Source organism: Streptomyces sp. SID486, assembly GCF_009865385.1.
Lineage (GTDB): Bacteria > Actinomycetota > Actinomycetes > Streptomycetales > Streptomycetaceae > Streptomyces.
Genome location: NZ_WWJT01000046.1, coordinates 1 through 243, shown reverse-complemented (window position 1 = coordinate 243; position 243 = coordinate 1). Strand labels below are relative to the sequence as shown.

Below are 243 nucleotides of genomic sequence, written 5' to 3'. Positions count from 1 at the left end.
ATGGACCCGCAGCAGCGGCTGCTGCTGGAGACGTCCTGGGAGGCGCTGGAGCGGGCCGGCATCGACCCGCACGCCGTACGCGGCACCCGCACCGGTGTCTTCGCCGGGGTCATGTACCACGACTACGGCAGCCGGCTGCACCGCGTCCCCGACTCCGTGCGCGACTACCTCGGCAACGGCAGCCTCGGCAGCGTGGCCTCCGGCCGGGTCGCCTACACCCTGGGCCTGGAGGGCCCGACGCTC

General features: G+C 74.1%; 1 protein-coding gene. It reads left to right on the top strand.

The features are described 5' to 3' along the window. On the top strand, nucleotides 1-243 hold a 243-nt coding region (locus GT045_RS01985; protein WP_272921383.1), incomplete at both ends, for a beta-ketoacyl synthase N-terminal-like domain-containing protein.